Genomic DNA, 15,027 nt, shown 5'->3' with positions numbered 1-15,027 from the left:
TCCGGTAAAAAACCGTACTTAAACCGAAACGTATTCCCTAGATGAATCCCCTAGACTAGAATAAAAATAGAGGCGAAACTATAAGCTGCTGAGTCTAAATACTCAGTTGAATATAAGCAAAATGGGATTCTTTGACTCTGATATCGTTCAGCAAGAAGCAAAACAGCTGTTTGAAGATTATCAAGCGCTGATCAACCTTGGCAACAACTACGGCAAGTTTGATCGCGAAGGTAAGAAGCTGTTTATTGACCAAATGGAAGCTATGATGGATCGCTATCGCGTCTTTATGAAGCGATTTGAGCTATCAGAAGATTTTATGGCACAGATGACGGTGCAGCAACTCAAAACTCAGTTAGGGCAATTTGGTGTGACTCCGCAACAGATGTTTGAGCAGATGAACCTTACCCTAGAGCGGATGAAAACTGAGTTAGAAAAACAGCCATAGTGAATTTTAAATTTTACGTTTGGGATTTTGGATGGGCAATTATCCAAAATCCACAATTTATTTATGATTTGGGGCGCGGAAACTGAGAAGGTGGCTTAAAGTTTTCCGAAGGTATACCTTTGAGGGCTTGCTGCATAAAATCTTTCCAAATGGGAGCTACCATCCCACCACCTGTAGCGCCTCTAGCTAATGGTCCGTTATCATCTCTCCCCACCCAAACAGCAGTGGTTAACTGGGGTACAGTACCCACATACCAAATATCTCTTTCAGAAGAAGTTGTTCCTGTCTTCCCTGCACTGGGCCGACCTATATCGGCACCTTTACCAGTACCGTCAGTCACGACTGAACGCATTACGTCGATAATAGCTGCCGATGCCCATTGGTCTAGAACTAGCTGGGGTTTGGGCGTATTATCTAACAAGATATTGCCACTGCTGTCGGTAACACGAGCCATAACCGTCGCTGGTGACTGCCAGCCATAATTGGCAAATGTGGCATAAGCACTAGCCATTTCTAATGGTGTCATCCCTACAGCACCCAAAGGCAAGGAAGTCACCGGTTCCATTGGACTGTTAATTCCTAAGGTACGGCAAACTTCTACGACTTTATTCATACCTATAGTCATACCTAGCTTAATCACAGGAATATTCCGAGATTGGGCTAGAGCCGTGCGAATAGGCATTGGGCCTTTAAAGCTACTATCATAGTTTTTCGGACTATACCAACCGCTACCATCTCGGTAACGAACTGGTGTATCTTGCACAATTGAGTCTGGAGCAAATTTACCAGTGGCAAAGGCAGCATAATATACAAACGGTTTAAAAGCAGAGCCTGGTTGGCGCTGGGCTTGAATTGCCCGGTTGAATTCGCTACTTCTGGAATTTACACCGCCCACTAGTGCCTTAACAAAATGTGTACGGGGATCAACGGCTACTAAAGCAATTTGATTATTACGTAAGCCTTGACCAGATAGGGATTTATGCCATTTGCTGACAGTTTGTTCGGCCATGGTTTGGAACTCGGCATCAACTGTGGTTTGCACCCGCATTCCACCTTTAAGCAGTGCCTCGCGCCCGAACTTCTGAGCCAATTCTTGAGCGACAGCATTGGTCACATAAGGTAGGGCACTACCTTGAAATGACCTGATTCGGCCTAATTTGATTTCTTGTTTGAGAGCATCATCATATTCTTGCTGGCTAATCCACTTCAAGTCCAGCATCCGCCCCAAAACTTCCTTTTGTTTCTGTTTGGCCAATCTCTCACTGGCAAATGGGCTGAATTCTTCTGGCGCTTGGATTAAACCCGCCATCATTGCTGACTCAGCCAAGTTTAAAATTTCTGCTGACTTGTCAAAGTAAGTGCGTGCTGCTGTTTGGACACCATAGTTATTGTGACCCCAATAAACTTGATTGAGGTACATTTCTAAAATTTGGTCTTTGCTGAGAATTTGTTCTAGGCGAATTGCCAGTACCCCTTCAGCTAACTTCCGAGTAAAAGCACGTCTTTGAGATAAGAACAAATTTTTTACCAGCTGCATGGTGATGGTGGAACCTCCCTCCCGCACACCACCTGCTGCCAAGTTAACTATTAAAGCCCGCCCCACACCGCTAGGATTGATACCGTGGTGATCATAAAAATGACCATCTTCACTAGCTAATACCGCCCGTTTTAAATGGGGGGAAATTCTATCTAGGGGCATGACTTCTCGGTTAGCTTCACCGTGGATACTCGCTAACAGTTTGCCTTTAATGTCATAGATATATGTTGTTTCCGACGGTAAAAAGTTACGCAACTGCCTCACATCGGGCAAGTTCCGGAAACTAATGGCCAGTCCCACCAGCCCTCCAGCTACAATAGAGCTTGCCAGCATAGTGATTGATAGTAAAGTACCGCCAGTGATCTGACCTACTCCTTTCAAAAACTCAAAACCTGGTGAAGCCTGACGTTGTGTTTGCTTATTTGTAAAAGTCCTAGAAGACGACACGGCGTTCTTATTTCCTCACTTGTAAATGTAACTGTAATTTATTTCATGAAGCAGGGCGGTTAATTTTTTGCAATTATATTAATTTGGCAGATTCAAAAACGGACAAATTGCCAGTGAACATAACCAACCTAACTTATAAAGTAAAAAGCGTAGTTGATAGCGAATCTCTGAGTATGACACAAGATTTTTCGTGGTTGCATCGTGGGACAGTAGAAATTTTTCCCCAATCAAATGATGCTGAAAGTGAAAGTTTAGAGAAGCGCTTGGTAACTACTAATCGACCTTTGAGGGTCAAATTGGGCATTGACCCCACAGGTGCTGATATTCACCTTGGTCATAGCATACCAGTACGCAAACTGCGAGCATTTCAAGATGCTGGTCATACAGCAGTTCTAATTATTGGTGATTTTACGGCACGGATTGGCGATCCGACGGGTAAATCTGAGGTGCGTCGTCAGCTGAGTGAAGCAGACGTAAAACACAATGCTCAAACTTACCTTGACCAAGTGCGCCCTATTTTGGATTTTGACACACCAGGCCGGTTGGAAGTGCGTTATAACTCTGAATGGCTTTCCCGGCTGAATTTAGGGAAAGTTTTAGAGTTACTTTCTACCATGACGGTAGGGCAGATGTTAGCGAAAGAGGGATTCGCTGAACGCTATAAAAAAGAGAATCCGATTTTTATCCATGAGTTCCTATATCCGTTGATGCAAGGCTATGATTCTGTTGCTGTCGAGGCAGATGTGGAGCTAGGGGGAACTGATCAAAAGTTTAACATTGCTGTAGGTAGAGATTTGCAACGCCATTTTGGGCAAAAGCCGCAATTTGGGTTACTGCTGCCGATTTTAATTGGGACAGATGGTGTGCAAAAAATGTCTAAGTCTCTAAGTAATTATGTCGGCTTATCGGAACACCCGGCACAAAAATATCAAAAATTACAAGGTGTTCCCGACAATTTGCTGTCACAGTATTTTGAACTACTGACGAATTTACCTTTGGAGAAGTTGCCAGAAAATCCCCGCGATCGCCAGATGCTTTTAGCCTGGGAAGTGGTAAAACAGTACAACGGTGAAACAGCCGCTAATGAAGCGAAAGAAGCCGCCAAAAGCGGGGGAAAAGAAGGTGCTGTACCAGAATTTTCGTTATCAGGAGGGACGACACAGTTTCCCGCCAAATTAGCATATCTGCTCAATGTCAGTGGCTTATGCAAAAGTACTGGGGAAGGCAAGCGAAAAATTCAAGAAGGTGGGGTACGCTTAGATGGCGATCGCATTACTGATGTGGATACCATTTTTGAGCAGCCTAGTGAATTACACGGACGAGTGCTGCAAGTTGGTAAAAATAAGTTTGTCCGCCTTGTGAATTAACTAATGACTAATGATTTATCCTGAGCGTAGCCGCAGGGCTAATAATCAAATAATTGTGCCTTTGGATGTGCCGGATCTGCAAAGTGCGATCGCTCTTGTGGATCGATTGCCGCAAGTTAGTTTCTGGAAAGTGGGTTTAGAATTATTTACTAGTTCTGGCCCCACAATCCTGGAAGTTTTAAAATCTCGGCAAAAGCGCATTTTTCTAGATTTGAAGTTTCACGATATCCCCAACACTGTGGCTGGGGCTTGTCGTGGTGCGGCTAGTTACGGAGTAGATTTATTGACTATTCACGCCACGGCTGGCAGAGATGCCCTCAAAGCTGCCACAGAAGCGGTACAGGTAGGGGCTGCACAAGCTGGTGTCAAACCACCTCAATTAATTGCCATTACTCTGTTAACAAGTATCTCTACTAGACAACTGGCTTTTGATTTAAAAATTCCTCTAGAACTGCCAGAATATGCCTTAGAAATGGCACTCATAGCCCAAGAGTCGGGGTTAAATGGCGCAGTATGTTCGCCTCAAGAGGTGGCACAGTTACGGCAAACTTGTGGAAATGACTTTTTGCTCGTTTGTCCGGGGGTGAGGCCAACCTGGGCAGAGAAAACAGATCAAAAGCGATCGCTTACCCCAGCCCAAGCCATTAAAGCTGGTGCAGATTATTTGGTGATTGGACGTCCTATCACTGCGGCGGCTGAACCTGAGTTAGCCTGGAATACGATTGTTGAGGAGTTAACTACAGTGCTATGAAGGCAACAGTCCAAAAGAAAAATTATGGCTTGTGGCTTGTAGTTTTTGCTTTGTGTCTTGTAGCAGCAGATAGCATTAATAACTCAGTATTTGCCCATACACCTGTTTTAGCAACTCAGAAGAAAAACATTAAAGATGGTCTGAGTTCTGTTTGTTCTGAGCAAAATTCTGAAAATTTAACTACTTACTTATTGCGTGATTTACCTAGTTATGCTAATCGTGTAACTCAACGCGCCCGGCGTCGCAGCAGAAGCAGTGATATTTACAGTTATATGTTGGTTGCAGGAAAACCTGAGTTTCAACCTCTACCTCTTAACCCTGATGAATATCACTCAGATCATCAAAAAAATGCCACAACAGAAGTTGAGCAGGTTTTTTTTACTACCTTAGAACGGCAGTACATTGGAGGCAAAGCAGTAGAATCACAGCAATTTCATTGGCTGCTATTGACAAAAACTCAAAGCGGCTGGCGTTTGATCATGATGTTTACCCAAATTGGTGCGTATCCCCAACAACAAGTAGTATCGCCTCCACGGGATAGTAGTAATGGTGTTGTGGCCCAAGCCGTGAAAACTTGGTTGCGTGATTGTCAAGCAGGAAGTGTGCGGATGCGTACTGGGGTTTAAAAGTGAAAAAATACCTGACAAAGGAATTGGCTACAATCAAACCAAGACTATTTTTGGCTAGGTGTTTCAAGGTAATGATCAGGTATATACCAGCGTCACTTTCAGGCTAACTCGACGCACTAGTATAAAAGCGTAGTGCAAACCGCCAAAATCCACTGGAAACCCATAATAAAACTACCGTTAATACAGCTGCACCTATTAACCAGTTACTTTGACCCCGACCGAGCATTGTTTCTGCTGGTATGGTTGTTAAAAAAGCTACTGGGATAACAAAGGTGAAGAAAAAGCGGTAAGCAGCAGGGTAAGCTATGATTGGATATCTCCCAGCTTCCAATAAACCCCGTAACACTTCTGTGGCGTTGTATATTTTGACAAACCAAATGCTAGTTGCACCCAGCATAAACCACAGGCTGTAGAGAATTGCCAAGCCAAATAATAATGGCACTGCACTCAAAAGGTAATTATTAATACTCAAACTCAGGCTTCTACCTGCATAACCAATAATCATACTGCCGAAAATTAAATCTGGTAGTCCCCAAGGTGAAAGGGTATGAGTAGAGAGCCAAAACTGACTGCGGATAGGTTTAAGAAGGATAAAATCTAATGTGCCTTCTTGGACATGGCGCACAATGCGGTTGAGGTTGGGGGCTAAAAAAGTAGCAGCAAAGCCTTGGAGTAAGGTAAAAATTCCCAAAACTACTAAAGCTGCTTCCCATGACCAGCCATCAAAGGTGTAGCCAGTACGGTAAAACAAAAATAAGCTAAAAAGACTACCTGCGAGATTACCCAAGCTACTCAAGGTAGCTATGAGAAAGTTGAGGCGATACTCCATCTCTGCGGCTATGGCTGTACTCCAAAATAGCCCTAGTACTTTCCAATATCTTCCCATTTTGCACCCTTAAGCCATACTTAGCGCTGCTCATGACATCTCTAAGAAGGCAGAATAAATTTACTCAAACTTGATAATATTCGGCATTTTATGGGTTTAATTATAATTGTTTCTTGAGTACAACTGATTATTTATTTAACTCCAGTAAATAGAGTTGGGTTGCAAGACTTAAGCACAAAAAAGCAGACTGGATTGTGCTTTAGGGTATGCTGTTTATTTGTATAAGAAACAGGTATATTGTTTTACCAAATTACACTAGGATTCGGTAATCTATGGCTAGACTATCCCATGAGTTACAACGCTATTTTTTTGAGGAAGAGCGACCTGCACAAGTAACTTTGGCAGAGATTTTATTGCTAGCAAAGGAAAGAATTTTTGGCTTTTTGCTGGTTATTTTGTCTTTACCTTCGGCTTTACCTGTTCCTGCGCCTGGTTACTCGATTCCTTTCGGTATTTTGATTTTTTTACTGGCTGTACAGTTGATTATCGGGGCGAAAATTCCTTGGCTACCCCAGCGCATGATGAACCATCCCATAAAACTGGAAACAGTCCAGAAGTTTTTGAAAGCCGGGATTCCGTGGTTACGCAGGATTGAAGCGATCGCTCGGCCGCGTTTTACTTATATATGTACTACTTTACCAGGTAGAGTTACCCTTGGCAGTGCGATCGCCTTAATGGCTATTTCCATGATGATTCCTATTCCCGGAACCAATACCTTACCAGCCATTGGGGTGTTCGTTACTAGCTTCGGTTTACTGGAAGATGATGGTGCTATTAGCTTGGGTGGATTAGTTCTGTGCCTCATGGGGGCAATTTTAAGTACCTCAATTATCATCGCAGTGATTTGGGGAGGTTCCAGTATCCTGGATTTAATCAAAGTTTGGCTGGGGCGTTAATTTCCTAAAATACTACTAGAGGAGTATGGCAGTAAAACTTGAGGGGTGAATAATACTGTCATGACTGCCTTTAATATTCATCTCTACCTATTTTGGGAAAACTGCCTGTTTTTCCTATCTGCGACATCTTTTTTTGTCGCCGTGGCTTGGGCGTGGAAAAATACCCAGCCCTTCCATCTACCACAACCATTTCCGAGATGGTTTACCCCCTGGTTTAGCACAATGCAAGTACTGGGAGGATTACTACCTGTGGTGGTAATGCTGTTATGGGGTGTATTGTGGGGCTACACGTCGGTATTCAGCATACTACTTTGGTACTTTGTGATGTTAGGGTTACAAATCCTCTCAGAAAGTATCACATTAAGACTGTTTCATAGCGTAGTTTGGGTAATGATACCTTACTTATACGTGCCTTACCGCATTTGGCAAATGTATGAAGGGATGAAATTAGTTGGCTCGACAACTGAGCTGTTTTGGGTACACAATTTATTAGTTTTAGAAATTTTGCTGTGGACTGGGAACTATGCTTTAGATGTATCACAGCTACCAAGGTTATTTCGCTGGGGTGTCAAACATAACTCTGATATTAATATCAATTAATTATGGAGAAGTTAATCATAAATACTTGATATCAAAAAAGTTAAGTAAAATTATTAACACTTCAAAGGCATATCTATGGCATTAAAAATCCCAATACTTATGATAGAAAGTTTCTTGTTAAATCAATTCTGATGAATTTAAAATCGAATGAGTTTTTCCGCAGAAAAAAATCAACAAACTTCATAAAAATTATCTAACACTTGCATTTCGTATTAACTTCAGCTAAAGTCGAGATATCAACCTGAAATACATCTAAATAGCTCTAGTACCGTCAGGCGTTAATAAGGATACTCTTGTAAAAAAGTTTTTGAGACTTCCTCCTAGTAGTACTACCTTTCAGTAGATGAGATAATATAAGCTTTATTTATATAATTTACAGACTACAAATAAATTGTATAGATCATTGCTTATAAACTATAATATTTTATTTTTTTGCTTGTTAATTGAGAATTATTTGCAACATGAACTTATTTTTTGTTATATTAAAAGTACCCAGTGTCATAGCAATATTCCCACAACGTCGGCTAAATCAAGCAGATTTTATCCGGGAATTTACGCAAAATCAACTATTAAGGTTATGCAATCTCAGCTTAGGAATGTATATTCACAAAGATTTCTACAGATGGAAATGGTTAGCTAAACCACCAAATTACTTACAAAAGTGCTGTATACGTCAGATCTGGGATATTGATATCAAGATAATAGCTAGATATGTCAAAGATTTATGGGAACTCCTGAAATGTATCAAGTAGCTATAAAGTACATACGAGACTATTTCCTTCAGCACACAGAAACCAAAAGTTATTGTGATATTGCTGCTAATAATAAATTCAGAGCATCAGCACTCCCACAAGTCATTTTTTTTGCCCTGCTAGATAAGAAACAATACAAAATTAATTTTCAATTTACGGTAATATCTCTCCCAAGATTAGTTGACACCAATATGGAAATTTTATTAACCAAAAAGACGTTTAGTGAAAATGATGTTATAACGTGGCTACCTAGTTTTTAGCAGTAAATGCAGATTATTCTCGTTTATTTTTCGAGTTGAAGATATTGTAGCCAAGATAACAATATCACCTTTTCATAGTCCTTTGTCCAAAAAATTAACTAATGAGTAAAGTTCGATGAATACTTTTTTTTGTTCTGACCATGCGCGAGAAGTAGGAGAAGATATTATTGGTAGTGCTACCAATTACCAAACTTATATTTTAGTGGAATGTCCTCAACCGTGGACATATAATGCCTTTAATTCTAAATGGGTTCCCAGCAATTTACAAAAGTTGGTAGAAGAAGTATCTCGTGCTAAATTGCCCGTCAGGTTTTTGTTGATTGCTAATGATGTGTCCCATAAAGTAGACTATACAACTCTGTTGATTTATCAAAAACAAGAGGGGCTAAGTAGTGGATTCCAAAAACACGAATTCAAACTACCACATATTGAGCAAGTAGCCGCTGTAGTCAAACAATGCTTGTGGGGCAAAATGCCTGATGCAGAAACAGAAACAAACATCACCAGAGATATTTTAGTCTGTACCCACGGTAGCCATGATCAGTGCTGTGCTAGATATGGTAATCCTTTTTATTTTCATGCAGCTGCTAGTATTACTAATTTGGCATTGGATAATATGCGGATTTGGAAATCTAGTCATTTGGGTGGACATCGATTTGCACCAACAGCTATAGACTTTCCTAATGGCAGATATTACGGGTTTCTAGATCAAGAATCATTTCAGTCAATTTTGACACATACAGGTGATATTCAATGCCTAAATAAAGTATACCGAGGCTGGGGGATTATCCCAAATCCCCTTCAGATATTAGAAAAAGAACTAATGCTTTGTCATGGATGGAACTGGTTTAATTACAAAGTAGCCGGCAAAATCATTCAGCAAAGTTTAGATAATAATACGATATTAGCTGAATTAACATTTGAAGAACCCTGTGGTTCTCTATCCACGTATCAAGCTCAACTGATTAAAGATCAAACTAAGACGCTAAAACTGAAGAGTTCTTGTAATTCTAAAGAAGATTCTGTAATTGTTAAATATGTTGTAGATAGACTAGGCATTGTCTGTAATAAAGTGGCAACTTATAGTATATAAAAAGCTAAGTTAACAACTCATTTAAGGGTTGCTATCTACCAAATAATTATTGTAAAAAAATAAGTTTGTTTCAAATCATCTTATGTAAAGCCTTGAATCATTGGTGATTTTCTACAAATTACAGCAGATTTCGTAGCAGTGAGGGATACAATGGCGGGCAAGATGCCCACCCTACAAGATTTAAAATATACAAGTTTGTGCCTCATTTACTTGCAAAGCGCTGTATATTTATGGCTATTTATAAATTAATCCAGTAAGAATAATTAATAAGTTTAGATGCGTTCGCCCTGGATGTTGGGTTACACACTGATGAACGCCAATAAATGGCAATAAAAGTAGGTTGGTTTATTCGCGTCAGCGTTGCGAAGCAATATAACGCGAAACCTAAAGCTGATAAAAATATTGGGTTTCCTGATGTCAACCCAACCTAAAAATTTTGGATCTTATTTAATTTCCCATCCTAAGTACCCAACATTTGCAAATTATGTAAAGTAGCGTACAATCCTCCCTGTTGCAACAATTCCTCATGACTTCCCTGTTCAATTAATTCGCCTCGTTTCAATACCAAAATTCGATCTACATTGCGAATTGTTGATAGACGGTGAGCAATAATAATGGCTGTACGTTTTACCAAAAGTTTGTTTAATGCCTCTTGCACTAAAGCTTCTGTACTCACGTCTAAACTAGCGGTGGCTTCATCCAGTACCAAAATTTGGGGATTGCGAATTGCAGCACGAGCAAAAGCTAAAAGTTGTTTTTGACCACTAGAAATATTTGTACCTCGTTGTCGCAGTTGAGTATTGTAACCTTGAGGTAATTGCTCAATAAACTCAGCAATATTTGTGTTATTTGCAGCTTGTTTAATGGCATCAAAAGTGTAGCTATCACCTAAAGTGATGTTGCTTTTGACATTACCCGCAAACACAAAGCCTTCCTGCAAAATTACCGCCATGTAACGCCGTAAGTCTGCTTGTGGTAAATCTCGGATATCGATACCATCAACTAAAATCCTGCCTTTTGTGGGTTCGTAAAGTCGGCACAAAAGACGAATAATCGAACTTTTACCGGCACCAGTAGGGCCTACTAATGCCACTTTTTCACCTGGATGAATAATCAAGTCTAAGTCTTTAATGACATAATCATCATCTTTATAGGCAAACCAGACGTGTTCAAAGCGAATTTCTCCCAATTCCTGTGAAGTAGTGAAGTCTTGAGATTCCAAACTGGCAATAATTTCATCTATGTAACCAAGTCGAGAATCAATGATGGAAAGGTTGTGATCAGTCTCTGAATCTAAGTTCTCAACCTTAGTGGCATCTTTGATTTCTATCGGTTCATCTAAAATGTCGGTAATCCGTTCAATGGCAGTGAAGCCTGCTTGAATAACGGTGAATTTTTCGGCAAAATCTCTTAAAGGGTCAAATAAGCGTTGGGCATATAAAATAAACGCAGATAACACTCCAAATGTGAGATCTTCGCCTAAAAGCAACCAACCACCTAGCCAAAGAACTCCAGCGATCGCAACTAGTCCAATCCATTCTAGGGTAGCCGAAACCGATGAATCATAAAAGATGGTTTGATCTACCTGCTGGGTATAGCGTTTGTTAGTGTGGCGAAACAATTCAGCATTGAATCTTTCTCGGCGGAACAACTGTACGACATTAATGCCAACCACATTCTCTTGTAGTTGGGAGTTTAGAGCAGACAGTTCTTCCCGCGCTTTATAATTGGCTTTACGGTATTGTTGCTGAAAGATAATGATTAACCAAGTGATGGGCAATAACATCACCAGCAGCAAGCAAGCAAGTTTCCACTCAATAGACAGCATAATCCCGATGATTACCAGCATGGTAAACACATTGGAGATAATACCGATAGCCCCAGTGGAAAAAACATCCCCCAGGACTTCTACATCACTGGTGAGTCGAGTAATTAATTTACCGATGGGTGTCCGATCAAAGAAACGCACCGCTAGAGATGTCACATGATGAAATAAGTCTTGGCGGATGGCGGCTGTGATTTTTTGTCCCAGCTTCTGTAAGAGATAACCTTGAACACCATTTAAGAGCAATCGGATGGCGATCGCAATTAAAATGATTACTTGCAGGATATTTAGCCCTTGCGACAAGGGGCGATTCCTGAGAAACTCATAAGTGCTGGGTTCGTTGCGAATTAAAGAAATCACCTGGCCAATCAGCAGTGGTTGTACAGCGTTAGCTAATGCAATGGGCACAAGTAACACCATTGCCAGTGTCAGCAATAGTCCACTGCGACGGGCATAAGGCACTAGACGTAAAAACAACCGCCAGTCACTGTTACCCCAGCGGTTTTGTCTATAAGATTTTTTTAAGGTCTGGTAGATGCTCATAGTAAGAGCAATTATATTAATTTTTGCAATAGGAAAAACACGTTTTCTTAATGTAGCATTCTCACTGATGCTTTGATGCTATGTATGGAAGATTGGACGATAGCTCAAAGCGATAGGTAATTCGCAGAGCGTACCGGAGGTAATTGCCTTGAAGAAATTTAAAATTGTAGTATTTATAGCACAATAAATATGTAATTATACTAACATGATCAACAGAAGTGCGATCGCTTCATGGTCACATCATATATTTTGCAAAAAATGCCCTCATATCAGTAGATATAGGGCATTTTCAAATTTATTTAGCTGATCAGCTTCAGCGCATAGTCACAAATTCTTCAGCAGAAGTAGGATGGATTCCCACTGTGGCATCAAAATTAGCTTTAGTAGCACCCATCTTAACTGCGATCGCTACTCCTTGAATAATCTCTGCGGCCCCAGTTCCCACCATATGTGCCCCTACCACTTTATCGGTGTTCTGGTCAACCACTAATTTCATCATGGTTTTTTCCTCTTTACCAGCCAATGTGTAGTACATCGGGCGAAAGCGACTACGGTAAACCTTCACCGCATCACCATATTTTTCTCTGGCTTCCGCTTCTGTTAAACCAACAGTGGCCGCTTCTGGTGTGGTAAAAATGGCGGTGGGCACATTCTCATAACTCATGGTGCGCGACTTGTTGCCAAAGACTGTATCTGCTAACGCTCGACCTTCATTAATGGCTACGGGAGTTAAATTAATGTTGTCTGTACAATCGCCCACTGCATAGATATTATCTTCAGCAGTTTGACTGTATTCATCAACTATAATTGCTCCATTATCGTCTAGCTGGACTTTGGTGTTTTCCAAGCCCAGTTTTTGGGTATTGGGTTTGCGACCGGTGGCTGCTAAACTCACTGCATCCACAACTACCGTCTCTTCCCCATCACCATCTTTGCGAACTTTTACTAGAAGGCCTGTGTCGCTTTTCTCTATTTTCGTTAATTGGGAGTTGTTGAGAATCCGAATGCCGTGGTTACCCATTGCTTGCTGAATTTCAGTCTGCAAATCTTCATCGAAACCACGTAAAATTTTGTCATGACGAATCACTTGGGTAACTTCGCTTCCCAGCCCATTGAGAATACAAGCAAATTCCGAACCGATGTAACCTCCTCCCAAAATTACGATGCGTTTTGGTTGTTGTTTGAGGTGGAAAATATCATCGGAGGTCATGGCATATTCAATACCGGGAATATCTGGCTTTACAGGACGCCCACCCACAGCAATTAATATCTTGTCGGCGGTGACTTGACGTTCCCCTACCTGAATTGTATGAGCATCAATAAACTTGCCATAACCCTGCAAAATTTCCACTTTGGAGTTATCCAGCATTCGTTGATAAATGCCATTCAGACGAGTCACTTCATCGTTGACCGCCGTAATCATTTTTTCCCAATCTAGAGAACTCTTGACTGCACTCCAGCCATATCCTTGGGCATCTGCAAACAGTTCTGGAAAGTGGGAAGCGTAGACCATTAACTTTTTGGGGACACAGCCACGATTTACGCAGGTTCCGCCTAGTCTATCAAACTCAGCAACCCCTACTTTGGCACCATATTCGGCAGATCGTCTGGCGGTTGCAATGCCACCAGACCCTGCACCAATTACAACTAAATCGAAATCGTGCTTCATGTGTCCCTCAAGTTTTAGATTTTCAATATAGGGGAATGGGGAAATCGGGGCCCCCTCTGGGGATAAAGGGCAATGGGGACTGGGAAGTTTTTCTCCCCTGCCCCCTACTCCCTGCCCCCCTGCTTCTATTTTCGTACCCATTCCCTAAAAACGTTACACAGCGGCAGCTGTTCTAGCTTCTTTGAGGTAACCCAACATGGTGTCGGCATCCGAAACTTCAAAAGGATCGGTGGGGCAGTTATCAGTGTGGCCTGCCTCAGTAAAAATCTTTTCGATTTTGCCGTCATTGACTACCATCGAATAGCGCCAAGAACGCATTCCGAAGCCTAGGTTGGATTTATCAACTAACATCCCCATTCTACGGGTGAATTCGCCATTGCCGTCAGGGAGTAAAAATACTTTTTGTGCGCCTTGCTGTTTGCCCCACTGGAACATGACAAAGGCATCATTTACAGATACACATACTATTTCATCAACTCCCAGGGCTTTGAACTCGTCATAGAGTTCTTCATAGCGGGGAAGGTGGGAGGTAGAACAGGTGGGTGTAAAAGCTCCAGGTAGTGAAAACACTACAACACGCTTGCCACCGAAAATGTCTTGAGTTGTGCGGTCTTCCCAGCGATAAGGGTTGGGGCCAGAAATAGACTCATCTCGCACGCGGGTTTTAAATACAACGTCGGGAACTCTTTCGATAACAGCCATATTAATCTTGATTGATGAGTTAGTTTTTTAGTTTGTGATTGCATGTCGCTTACACCATCTCAGAATAATTCTGATTTAAGAAAAACTCAATAGTTATAAATACTTATTTATTTGATTAATTAAAACATAATATTAATTAATTACTGGTGGCGATTATAATAGAAGCACAAATCATTAACAGGCAAGATGTAGCAGCAAATATGCAGCAAGAGGCACACACAATTATTCAAACCTTAAAATCCAAGGGTTTGAGGGTGACTCCTCAGCGGTTTGCAGTCTATGCAAATTTGTTATCTCGAGCAGACCACCCCACAGTTGAAATTATCCTGGCGGATCTCAATAAAGATTTTCCAGTGTCATCTCAGGCGACTATATATAGTTCGTTACAAGCCCTGCGAGAAGTGGGACTGGTGCGGGAGGTGCTGCTAGAAGAGGGGGTTTGTCGCTATGATGCGAAGGTTGAACCCCATCATCACTTTTGTTGTCACCGTTGTGGGGCCATTGAAGATATTGCTTGGGAAACTTTCCAATGCATAGATATGCAGAAGTTAGGACCTGGTGTGCGCGGCGAAAGCTATGAAGTAATTGTGCGGGGTTGGTGCGATCGCTGTCATGTAGAATAGGC

At 41.4% G+C, this 15,027-nt stretch carries 14 protein-coding genes; 9 read left to right on the top strand and 5 right to left on the bottom strand.

Annotation, left to right across the window (positions count from 1 at the left end; translation table 11 throughout):
• Window positions 1–121: 121 nt before the first annotated feature.
• Window positions 122–445 (top strand): DUF1825 family protein, encoded by a 324-nt coding sequence (locus ACM0OT_RS03150; protein ID WP_414541334.1) that lies wholly within the window; start codon window positions 122–124, stop codon window positions 443–445.
• Between the two features lie 61 nt (window positions 446–506).
• On the opposite strand, the gene ACM0OT_RS03145 is transcribed toward ACM0OT_RS03150, so the two are convergent.
• Window positions 507–2,315: a transglycosylase domain-containing protein gene (locus tag ACM0OT_RS03145; RefSeq protein WP_414562855.1), complete on the bottom strand. Its 1,809-nt coding sequence runs from the start codon at window positions 2,313–2,315 to the stop codon at window positions 507–509.
• A gap of 287 nt (window positions 2,316–2,602) precedes the next feature.
• Between ACM0OT_RS03145 and tyrS the strand changes: the two genes are divergently transcribed.
• Genes tyrS through ACM0OT_RS03130 form a run of 3 tightly spaced genes read left to right on the top strand, consistent with a single transcriptional unit; the run spans window position 2,603 to window position 5,173 of the window.
• Window positions 2,603–3,796, top strand: a complete 1,194-nt coding sequence (gene tyrS / locus ACM0OT_RS03140; protein ID WP_414562640.1) for a tyrosine--tRNA ligase — start codon at window positions 2,603–2,605, stop codon at window positions 3,794–3,796.
• Window positions 3,797–3,806: 10 nt separating this feature from the next.
• Complete coding sequence (gene pyrF, locus ACM0OT_RS03135) at window positions 3,807–4,547, top strand: orotidine-5'-phosphate decarboxylase (protein WP_414562638.1); 741 nt, start codon at window positions 3,807–3,809, stop codon at window positions 4,545–4,547.
• Window positions 4,544–5,173, top strand: coding sequence for a hypothetical protein (locus ACM0OT_RS03130; protein WP_414562636.1), 630 nt, complete (start codon window positions 4,544–4,546; stop codon window positions 5,171–5,173). Before pyrF ends, ACM0OT_RS03130 begins: the two co-directional genes overlap by 4 nt.
• Before the next feature lie 106 nt (window positions 5,174–5,279).
• Here the strand turns inward: ACM0OT_RS03130 and ACM0OT_RS03125 are convergent, their stop codons facing one another.
• Window positions 5,280–6,062 (bottom strand): ABC transporter permease, encoded by a 783-nt coding sequence (locus tag ACM0OT_RS03125; protein ID WP_414562634.1) that lies wholly within the window; start codon window positions 6,060–6,062, stop codon window positions 5,280–5,282.
• A 272-nt stretch (window positions 6,063–6,334) separates the two neighbouring features.
• On the opposite strand from ACM0OT_RS03125, the gene ACM0OT_RS03120 reads away from it, so the two are divergent.
• From ACM0OT_RS03120 to ACM0OT_RS03105, 4 genes are all read left to right on the top strand, one after another.
• Complete coding sequence (locus ACM0OT_RS03120) at window positions 6,335–6,958, top strand: exopolysaccharide biosynthesis protein (protein WP_414562633.1); 624 nt, start codon at window positions 6,335–6,337, stop codon at window positions 6,956–6,958.
• Window positions 6,959–7,018: 60 nt separating this feature from the next.
• The gene (locus ACM0OT_RS03115; RefSeq protein WP_414562631.1) at window positions 7,019–7,558 is read left to right on the top strand and encodes a hypothetical protein; all 540 of its coding nucleotides are present in this window, start codon (window positions 7,019–7,021) and stop codon (window positions 7,556–7,558) included.
• A gap of 724 nt (window positions 7,559–8,282) precedes the next feature.
• A complete protein-coding gene (locus ACM0OT_RS03110; protein ID WP_414562630.1) occupies window positions 8,283–8,570 on the top strand; it encodes a hypothetical protein in 288 nt (95 codons plus the stop codon).
• 115 nt (window positions 8,571–8,685) lie between these two features.
• Window positions 8,686–9,663 (top strand): sucrase ferredoxin, encoded by a 978-nt coding sequence (locus tag ACM0OT_RS03105; RefSeq protein ID WP_414562628.1) that lies wholly within the window; start codon window positions 8,686–8,688, stop codon window positions 9,661–9,663.
• A 460-nt stretch (window positions 9,664–10,123) separates the two neighbouring features.
• Here the strand turns inward: ACM0OT_RS03105 and ACM0OT_RS03100 are convergent, their stop codons facing one another.
• The 3 genes from ACM0OT_RS03100 to ACM0OT_RS03090 all read right to left on the bottom strand — a co-directional run bounded on the left by ACM0OT_RS03100 (window position 10,124) and on the right by ACM0OT_RS03090 (window position 14,402).
• Complete coding sequence (locus tag ACM0OT_RS03100; protein WP_414562627.1) at window positions 10,124–12,031, bottom strand: ABC transporter ATP-binding protein; 1,908 nt, start codon at window positions 12,029–12,031, stop codon at window positions 10,124–10,126.
• A 313-nt stretch (window positions 12,032–12,344) separates the two neighbouring features.
• Window positions 12,345–13,700: a glutathione-disulfide reductase gene (gor, locus tag ACM0OT_RS03095; RefSeq protein WP_414562625.1), complete on the bottom strand. Its 1,356-nt coding sequence runs from the start codon at window positions 13,698–13,700 to the stop codon at window positions 12,345–12,347.
• Window positions 13,701–13,853: 153 nt separating this feature from the next.
• Window positions 13,854–14,402: a peroxiredoxin gene (locus ACM0OT_RS03090; protein WP_414562623.1), complete on the bottom strand. Its 549-nt coding sequence runs from the start codon at window positions 14,400–14,402 to the stop codon at window positions 13,854–13,856.
• Between the two features lie 200 nt (window positions 14,403–14,602).
• Here ACM0OT_RS03090 and ACM0OT_RS03085 point away from each other — a divergent pair, with 200 nt between their 5' ends.
• Window positions 14,603–15,025, top strand: a complete 423-nt coding sequence (locus ACM0OT_RS03085; RefSeq protein ID WP_414562853.1) for a Fur family transcriptional regulator — start codon at window positions 14,603–14,605, stop codon at window positions 15,023–15,025.
• The last annotated feature ends 2 nt before the right edge of the window (window positions 15,026–15,027 follow it).

It is taken from the genome of Anabaena sp. CCY 9613, assembly GCF_963920895.1.
Classification (GTDB): Bacteria; Cyanobacteriota; Cyanobacteriia; order Cyanobacteriales; family Nostocaceae; genus Cyanocohniella.
Note: the sequence above shows the minus strand (reverse complement) of the source record. Positions and strands in the feature narration are given on the sequence as shown.

Coding starts and splice junctions, on each gene's coding strand:
- ACM0OT_RS03150 (WP_414541334.1), top strand. CDS start 122: ATGGGATTCTTTGACTCTGATATCGTTCAGCAAGAAGCAAAACAGCTG.
- ACM0OT_RS03115 (WP_414562631.1), top strand. CDS start 7,019: ATGACTGCCTTTAATATTCATCTCTACCTATTTTGGGAAAACTGCCTG.
- ACM0OT_RS03120 (WP_414562633.1), top strand. CDS start 6,335: ATGGCTAGACTATCCCATGAGTTACAACGCTATTTTTTTGAGGAAGAG.
- ACM0OT_RS03125 (WP_414562634.1), bottom strand. CDS start 6,062: ATGGGAAGATATTGGAAAGTACTAGGGCTATTTTGGAGTACAGCCATA.
- pyrF (WP_414562638.1), top strand. CDS start 3,807: ATGATTTATCCTGAGCGTAGCCGCAGGGCTAATAATCAAATAATTGTG.
- ACM0OT_RS03090 (WP_414562623.1), bottom strand. CDS start 14,402: ATGGCTGTTATCGAAAGAGTTCCCGACGTTGTATTTAAAACCCGCGTG.
- ACM0OT_RS03085 (WP_414562853.1), top strand. CDS start 14,603: ATGCAGCAAGAGGCACACACAATTATTCAAACCTTAAAATCCAAGGGT.
- ACM0OT_RS03130 (WP_414562636.1), top strand. CDS start 4,544: ATGAAGGCAACAGTCCAAAAGAAAAATTATGGCTTGTGGCTTGTAGTT.
- ACM0OT_RS03110 (WP_414562630.1), top strand. CDS start 8,283: ATGGGAACTCCTGAAATGTATCAAGTAGCTATAAAGTACATACGAGAC.
- gor (WP_414562625.1), bottom strand. CDS start 13,700: ATGAAGCACGATTTCGATTTAGTTGTAATTGGTGCAGGGTCTGGTGGC.
- ACM0OT_RS03100 (WP_414562627.1), bottom strand. CDS start 12,031: ATGAGCATCTACCAGACCTTAAAAAAATCTTATAGACAAAACCGCTGG.
- tyrS (WP_414562640.1), top strand. CDS start 2,603: ATGACACAAGATTTTTCGTGGTTGCATCGTGGGACAGTAGAAATTTTT.
- ACM0OT_RS03105 (WP_414562628.1), top strand. CDS start 8,686: ATGAATACTTTTTTTTGTTCTGACCATGCGCGAGAAGTAGGAGAAGAT.
- ACM0OT_RS03145 (WP_414562855.1), bottom strand. CDS start 2,315: ATGCTGGCAAGCTCTATTGTAGCTGGAGGGCTGGTGGGACTGGCCATT.